We start from the raw sequence: 6,421 nt of genomic DNA, 5'->3' as shown, positions 1-6,421 counted from the left end.
ACAAGAGCATGAATTTTGGTTGTCAGCCCGCCGCGCGAGCGACCCATGCAACCGGATCGCTCGTCTTTTTTTGACCGTTGGCAGCATGTTGGTGAACGCGGATTGACGAGCTGTCGATCATCTGGATATCGCCATCGTAAGCTTCTGATATTGCGTCGAGAATACGCCCCCAATGCCCCGCATGACGCCACCGGTTAAAGCGGTTTACGCAGGTCGTATAGGGGCCATAGCGCGCTGGAATATCCGCCCACGGCGCACCAGTTCTCAGCCGCCAGAAAATCCCATTCAAGACGCGCCGGTCATCAACGCGGGCCTTACCCCGAACCTTGGTCGGCAGAAGAGGTTCGATCACAGACCATTCGAAATCCGTCAAATCAAAGCGCGCCATCACTGCCTCCAAGCCTCAGAGACAATGAATCACAAATTCTTCAAATCCAAAACTATTTTATGGGTATGTGACCTAGAGCAATTCCAGGAAAAGTGCATAGCAGTTTTCCGTCCGGAATTGCGCAAATACAAATGGATAGAGCGTTTTCGCGATTCGAAGAAAAGCGAGAAGGCTCTAGGCTCGCACGGCCATCGATCTGATTTTGAAGAAGCGGCGCGGAAAACGCGCCGCTTCTCCTGTTTTGCGGATAAGATCCCGGCAGTATTATTCCAACGCAGTGTGCAGGCAATGATCTGGTTCGACGCAGTTCTGGAACATCCGGCGGACGATGACCTGCTGAGAGGCCGCATCGCGGCGATGCTTGATCTGCGCACGCAGAGCGTGGACATCGTCCACGACATCGGCGAAATGCGCGATGCGCCCGTCACTTGCGTGGTCGGTGGCGCATCGGAAGACGCCTATTCGCAAATCGTGACCATCTATCTTTCGGGGGATCTTCAACAGCCCGATATCATTGAAAGTGGCGCACGCCTTGCACGACTGCTCGGCAGATCGTTGCTTCTTGCGGATGACGCCACCTCGGACCCCTACTCGTTCATTCTCGTGTCCGAGACCGGGGTTCGGTCGGTCGTATCGGTCGATCCCGGCGAGCTGGACATGCACGACCGTTACGTGATCCAGGCGCGACAGGAGCGTTAGGCGACTGGAGTCTATCGGCTCGGCGCCTCTACGTTTCGCGTCTGATTTTTCCGGCGGACCGACCTTTGCGGCGATCCTCTATTGCTGTTGTCGTCACGCCTGGCCGCCTTCTCCACCAGACGGTCGAGATGCTTCAAATCCTCCTCGTCCAGGTTCTCGATGCCGATGAAGCGATTCTCCGCGGCACTGGTCAGGATGAGTTCGTTGAGCTTGGCCTGGATGGCACGCGTATCGCGCGTCTGCGCGTTCTGCAACAAAAAGACCATCAGGAAGGTGATGATCGTCGTGCCTGTGTTTATGATGAGCTGCCAAGTCTCGGAAAAGCTGAAGATCGGCCCGGTCAAGCCCCAGACGACGACCGACAGCAGCGCCAGTATGAAAACAACCGGTTTTCCCGCCCCTTCTGAAACCACCGTGGCGAAACGAGCGAAGATATGTTTAAGCCTTGCCATGAACCTCATCCTCGGCTGAACCCACCTATCTCTCGAACTATTCCAGTTCGCGGGATAGACGCAGATCAACGCTGCAAGGTCACGCTGGTTCCCGCCTAGGAGACGGGAACCAATGACAAGCCGGCGCCTAGTGAGGCTCGGCTGGCACCACAAGCTTGCGATAGAGATGCCAGGTGGCATGCCCGAGTATGGGCATGATCACGGCCAGCCCCGCAAAGATCGGAATCGTGCCGATCACCAGCAGTGCCGCCACAATCAGGCCCCAGACCGCCACCGGTATCGGATTGATCAGCGTCGCCCGGATGCTGGCGTCGATCGCGGCCACGACGCCGACATCGCGGTCCAGCAGCAGCGGGAAGGTAACGACCGTGGTCGCCAGCACGACAAGCGCAAAGATGAAGCCGAGGAGATTGCCCCAGAACATCATCGCTATGCCTTCGGGCGTGGTCAGGATAGTCGACACGAAGGATGTGAGCTTCGGCGGCGCGCCATCACCGAAATAGAAGAAGTAGAGATTCTGCGCCACGAAGAGCCAGACGATGAAAAGGCCGAACAGCAAGAGGCCGGCAACGATGATCGACGGCAAGGCTGGTGAGAAACGGACCTCGAAAGCATGGCTCCATGACGTATCCAGCCCCTTCTCCCGCCGTCGGCTGATCTCGTAGAGGCCGATTGCCGCGATGGGACCCAGCAGGGCAAAGCCTGACATCAATGGAAACAGCAGTGGCAGCAGGTTCTGGTCCGTGCTCCAGATCGCAAGCGCAATGCCTGCAATCGGATACATCAGGCACAGGAACACATAGTGCGATGGCTTTTCGCTGAAGTCGTCCAGCCCCATTTTCAGGGCATCGACGAGGTCAGCAATGCCGATCTTGCGGATGGCCGGGCGGCTGAATGTATGGTCCGCTCCTGCCATGACGTGAAAGGCCGTCATGATGCTCTCCTCCTCAACCTCGATGTGCTCGGCTGGCGGCGCAAATGGCGGCAAAATTGGTTGCCGACATCCTCATTCGCTACCGGCAGCCGCGATATTAGCAAATTTTGCCGCAATTGTCGCCTTTCTCACTTGACAGTTGAGCTCCCCTTTTCCACATCGGCGCAATCATGAAAGCCTCCGACGCAAACATTCTCATCATTCCCGGTTATACGAATTCCGGCCCCGACCACTGGCAGACGCGCTGGGAGCAGAAGCTCTCGACCGCGCGGCGCGTGGACCAGGCGGAATGGTCGAAGCCGGTGCGCGATGACTGGGTCGCCCGCATTGCCGAGGAAGTGAACGCTTCGGATAAGCCCGTTGTCCTCGTCGCGCATTCGCTCGGCGTCCCCTCGGCGATCCATGCGATCCCGCATTTCCGCAACAAGATTGCCGGCGCCTTCTTCGTGGCACCGCCCGATGTCGCCAATCCGGATATCCGGCCGAAGCATCTGATGACCTTCGGTCCCTATCCGCGCGATCCGCTGCCGTTTCCCTCTGTTACCATTGCAAGCCGCAACGATCCTTTCGGCAGTTATGAGCATGCGGATGATGTTGCCAGCAGCTGGGGTTCGCTGCTGATCGATGCCGGTGAAGCCGGTCATATCAATACCGAATCCGGGCATGGTCCCTGGCCTGAAGGCACGATGGTCTTCGCCAAATTCCTCAGCCAGCTGAAGCCTTGATTGCGGTGGAACAACGGTGGGTAGAAGCACGCCTCGCCTCACTAGCCTGTGAAGTAGCAGGCACCTTCATTCCATCGTCAGATAAAAGCCTGTAAAACAGGCTAGCAAAGGATCCCGATTCCCAGCATTGGCACCCCGTCAAGGCCGGAATTCCGAGGAAGGAGGCGCAGGCGGATTGTGAATTCGCTTCTTATCCGTTATGGGGACGCCCACATATGATCCACTTGCGCTATACCGTAAGCGCCAAAGACAGAGAACAATACCAATGAACCGTCGCCGCCGTATTTACGAGGGCAAGGCCAAGATCCTTTATGAAGGGCCTGAGCCGGGCACGCTGATCCAGTTCTTCAAGGACGATGCCACCGCCTTCAACAAGAAGAAGCACGAAGTCATCGATGGCAAGGGTGTTCTGAACAATCGCATCTGCGAATATATTTTCAGCCATCTGAACAAGATCGGCATTCCCACGCACTTCATCCGCCGCCTCAACATGCGCGAGCAGCTGATCAAGGAAGTGGAGATGATTCCGCTCGAGATCGTCGTGCGCAATGTCGCCGCCGGCTCGCTCGCCAAGCGCCTCGGCATCGAGGAAGGCGTCGTGCTGCCGCGCTCGATCATCGAGTTCTACTACAAGTCCGACGCACTCGAAGATCCGATGGTCTCCGAGGAGCACATCACGGCTTTCGGCTGGGCCAATCCGGCCGAACTCGATGACATCATGGCACTCGCCATCCGCGTCAACGATTTCATGACCGGCCTTTTCCTCGGCGTCGGCATCCAGCTCGTCGATTTCAAGATCGAATGCGGCCGCCTCTTCGAAGGCGACATGATGCGCATCATTCTGGCAGACGAGATCTCACCGGACAGCTGCCGTCTCTGGGACATCGAAACCCGGGAGAAGATGGACAAGGATCGTTTCCGCCGCGACCTCGGCGGCCTGTTGGAAGCCTATTCCGAAGTGGCGCGCCGCCTCGGCATCATCAATGAAAACGAACCCGTGCGCGGCACGGGCCCGGTTCTCGTCAAGTAAGTTCAGAAAGGACAATCGTGATCAAGGCTCGTGTAACCGTCACGCTGAAGAACGGCGTTCTCGATCCGCAGGGCAAGGCAATCGAAGGTGCGCTCGGCGCACTCGGCTTTGACGGCGTCCATCAGGTCCGCCAGGGCAAGGTCTTCGACCTCGAGCTGGAAGGTGCCGACAAGGGCAAGGCCGAGGCGGACCTCAGGGCCATGTGCGAGAAGCTTCTCGCCAACACGGTGATCGAGAACTTCAGCATTTCGATCGACTGATTGTCCTCTTTCGCGAGCCGTGCTTCCTTTGCCTGAGGCAATGGGGTATGGCTCACGAAGACCATTCCAGCGATTACTCTTCGCCTATTGCGGGACCAGCATCATGAAATCAGCAGTCGTCCAACTCCCCGGCCTCAATCGCGATCGCGACATGATTGCGGCACTGACCAAGATTTCCGGTCATGCGCCGGTGACGGTCTGGCAGACCGAAACCGAAATCCCTGATGTCGACCTGATCGTCATTCCCGGCGGTTTCTCCTATGGCGATTATCTGCGCTGCGGAGCAATTGCCGCCCGCATGCCGATCATGCAGGCGATCAAGGACAAGGCCGACAAGGGCGTCAAGGTTTTGGGCGTCTGCAACGGTTTCCAGATCCTGCTTGAAGCCGGCATGCTGCCTGGCGCGCTGATGCGCAACGCCTCGCTGAAATTCGTCTGCCGCGAAGTGAAGCTGGAAGTCGTCAATGCCGAGACGGACTTCACCGCCGCCTACGCCAAGGGCCAGGTCATCCGCAGCCCGGTCGCGCATCACGACGGCAACTATTTCGCCGATGCCGAGACGCTGAAGGCGATCGAAGACAACGGCCAGGTGGTCTTCCGCTACGCCGAAGGCACGAACCCCAACGGCTCGGTCAACGACATCGCCGGCGTGATGAACGCCAAGGGCAACGTGCTTGGCATGATGCCGCATCCGGAAAACCTGATCGAGGCCGCCCATGGCGGCAGCGACGGCCGCGGATTGTTCGCCTCCGCGCTCGGTGTGGTCGCCGCCTGACACCAGGCCGATCCTATATCGAAACCACGAAATCGGCGCCTTCGCATAAAACGGCACGGCGCCGAACCATGATCCGGCAGACCTCGGCAGAACAGCCCTAACCGCCTCACTGGAAAGAGATTGATGCGCCCTCGCCTCCTGACAGGACTTTATTCCGCCGCCGCCATCGCGACGCTTGGGCTGCTGGTAACTTCGTGCGGCCCGCGGCCGCCGGCCATCACCGCGACGGATCACAGCGCCCTGTCGACGATGGAACGTATCATGCTCAATGCCAGCGCCTGCTGGTTCAAGTCGTCGGACCCGGCCTTCGCCGGTTATCAGCTCTCTCCGGAGCTCAACTCCTTTACCGGTCGCCCGCGCATTCTTGTGGTCGACAAGAAACACCCGACCGGCCGGCCGTCGCTCGTCGTGCAAGCGGAAGGCAATCCCGCACAATTGCAGGCCTTCGGTCCGATGATGTCGGGTGCCTCTGGCGGCCGCATCACCGGCGACGTCAATCGCTGGGCTGGTGGCTCCAAGGCTTGCAGCTAGGCCAAAGGCCCGAGGCTGTTTTCCGCCTGAGCCACAATTACACCGGCGCATGACGTCCCCTCACTCTCAGGGATCATGGTCATGGACAGGTTTGTCATTCTTTCCGGCTGCTCGGGAGGTGGAAAATCCACCCTATTGGAAGCGCTCAAGCGCCGCGGGCACCAGGCTATCGAAGAGCCGGGGCGACGCATCGTCGTCGAGGAGTTGGAAAGCGGCGGCTCCGCTTTGCCATGGGTCGATGCACCGGCATTCGCGCGCCGGGCAATCGCCATGTCGCTCGCAGATCGCGAGAAAGCAATAGCGTTTCCGGGGATTGTCTTCTTCGACAGAGGCTTGATCGACGCCGCATCGTCTCGAGCATTTGACGGGCGAGCCCGTGCTGGCTGCACTCGGTCAACTGCACCGCTACAACAGGCATGTCTTCCTGACCCCGCCATGGCCGGAAATCTATGTCGGCGATCGCGAAAGAAGGCACGATTTTACGGCGGCGGTTGCGGAATACGACCGATTGACCGCCGCCTATCCCGCGCTCGGCTATGAGGTGCATGTCCTGCCGAAGATCGGCATCGAGGAACGCGCTGACTTCATATATTCCGTTCTGGACCTCGAATAGGCGGCGGACAGGCA

Annotated in this window: 8 protein-coding genes and 2 pseudogenes; 7 read left to right on the top strand and 3 right to left on the bottom strand. The window is 58.8% G+C overall.

The window, feature by feature from the left end; all coding sequences use genetic code 11:
- Positions 1-388 (bottom strand): annotated as a pseudogene (locus PH552_RS30130) (IS5 family transposase); the annotation flags it as partial.
- 24 nt (positions 389-412) lie between these two features.
- On the opposite strand from PH552_RS30130, the gene PH552_RS30125 reads away from it, so the two are divergent.
- Complete coding sequence (locus tag PH552_RS30125) at positions 413-1,087, top strand: hypothetical protein (protein WP_285166503.1); 675 nt, start codon at positions 413-415, stop codon at positions 1,085-1,087.
- Between the two features lie 11 nt (positions 1,088-1,098).
- On the opposite strand, the gene PH552_RS30120 is transcribed toward PH552_RS30125, so the two are convergent.
- Both PH552_RS30120 and PH552_RS30115 read right to left on the bottom strand, forming a co-directional pair.
- On the bottom strand, positions 1,099-1,539 hold the full coding sequence (locus tag PH552_RS30120) for a low affinity iron permease family protein (RefSeq protein ID WP_112340017.1): 441 nt from the start codon (positions 1,537-1,539) through the stop codon (positions 1,099-1,101).
- A gap of 127 nt (positions 1,540-1,666) precedes the next feature.
- Positions 1,667-2,473 carry a DUF2189 domain-containing protein gene (locus PH552_RS30115; RefSeq protein WP_112340018.1) on the bottom strand — a complete coding sequence of 269 codons (807 nt, stop codon included), beginning with the start codon at positions 2,471-2,473 and terminating at the stop codon, positions 1,667-1,669.
- A gap of 170 nt (positions 2,474-2,643) precedes the next feature.
- Here PH552_RS30115 and PH552_RS30110 point away from each other — a divergent pair, with 170 nt between their 5' ends.
- The 6 genes and pseudogenes from PH552_RS30110 to PH552_RS30085 all read left to right on the top strand — a co-directional run bounded on the left by PH552_RS30110 (position 2,644) and on the right by PH552_RS30085 (position 6,407).
- The gene (locus PH552_RS30110) at positions 2,644-3,198 is read left to right on the top strand and encodes an RBBP9/YdeN family alpha/beta hydrolase (protein ID WP_112339944.1); all 555 of its coding nucleotides are present in this window, start codon (positions 2,644-2,646) and stop codon (positions 3,196-3,198) included.
- Positions 3,199-3,463: 265 nt separating this feature from the next.
- A complete protein-coding gene (gene purC / locus PH552_RS30105) occupies positions 3,464-4,228 on the top strand; it encodes a phosphoribosylaminoimidazolesuccinocarboxamide synthase (protein ID WP_112339945.1) in 765 nt (254 codons plus the stop codon).
- A 17-nt stretch (positions 4,229-4,245) separates the two neighbouring features.
- Positions 4,246-4,488 (top strand): phosphoribosylformylglycinamidine synthase subunit PurS, encoded by a 243-nt coding sequence (gene purS, locus PH552_RS30100; protein ID WP_112339946.1) that lies wholly within the window; start codon positions 4,246-4,248, stop codon positions 4,486-4,488.
- 103 nt (positions 4,489-4,591) lie between these two features.
- Positions 4,592-5,263 carry a phosphoribosylformylglycinamidine synthase subunit PurQ gene (gene purQ / locus PH552_RS30095; RefSeq protein WP_095435003.1) on the top strand — a complete coding sequence of 224 codons (672 nt, stop codon included), beginning with the start codon at positions 4,592-4,594 and terminating at the stop codon, positions 5,261-5,263.
- Positions 5,264-5,386: 123 nt separating this feature from the next.
- Positions 5,387-5,794, top strand: a complete 408-nt coding sequence (locus PH552_RS30090; protein ID WP_112339947.1) for a hypothetical protein — start codon at positions 5,387-5,389, stop codon at positions 5,792-5,794.
- Positions 5,795-5,875: 81 nt separating this feature from the next.
- Positions 5,876-6,407 (top strand): annotated as a pseudogene (locus PH552_RS30085) (AAA family ATPase).
- The last annotated feature ends 14 nt before the right edge of the window (positions 6,408-6,421 follow it).

Source organism: Rhizobium aureum, assembly GCF_030182495.1.
Classification (GTDB): Bacteria; Pseudomonadota; Alphaproteobacteria; order Rhizobiales; family Rhizobiaceae; genus Rhizobium; species Rhizobium tropici_C.
This window is presented reverse-complemented; position numbering and strand designations above follow the sequence as displayed.

Bases quoted from the DNA above. Each gene is read 5' to 3' on its own strand.
- PH552_RS30125 (WP_285166503.1), top strand. From the start codon at position 413: ATGAATCACAAATTCTTCAAATCCAAAACTATTTTATGGGTATGTGAC.
- PH552_RS30120 (WP_112340017.1), bottom strand. From the start codon at position 1,539: ATGGCAAGGCTTAAACATATCTTCGCTCGTTTCGCCACGGTGGTTTCA.
- PH552_RS30115 (WP_112340018.1), bottom strand. From the start codon at position 2,473: ATGACGGCCTTTCACGTCATGGCAGGAGCGGACCATACATTCAGCCGC.
- PH552_RS30110 (WP_112339944.1), top strand. From the start codon at position 2,644: ATGAAAGCCTCCGACGCAAACATTCTCATCATTCCCGGTTATACGAAT.
- purC (WP_112339945.1), top strand. From the start codon at position 3,464: ATGAACCGTCGCCGCCGTATTTACGAGGGCAAGGCCAAGATCCTTTAT.
- purQ (WP_095435003.1), top strand. From the start codon at position 4,592: ATGAAATCAGCAGTCGTCCAACTCCCCGGCCTCAATCGCGATCGCGAC.
- PH552_RS30090 (WP_112339947.1), top strand. From the start codon at position 5,387: ATGCGCCCTCGCCTCCTGACAGGACTTTATTCCGCCGCCGCCATCGCG.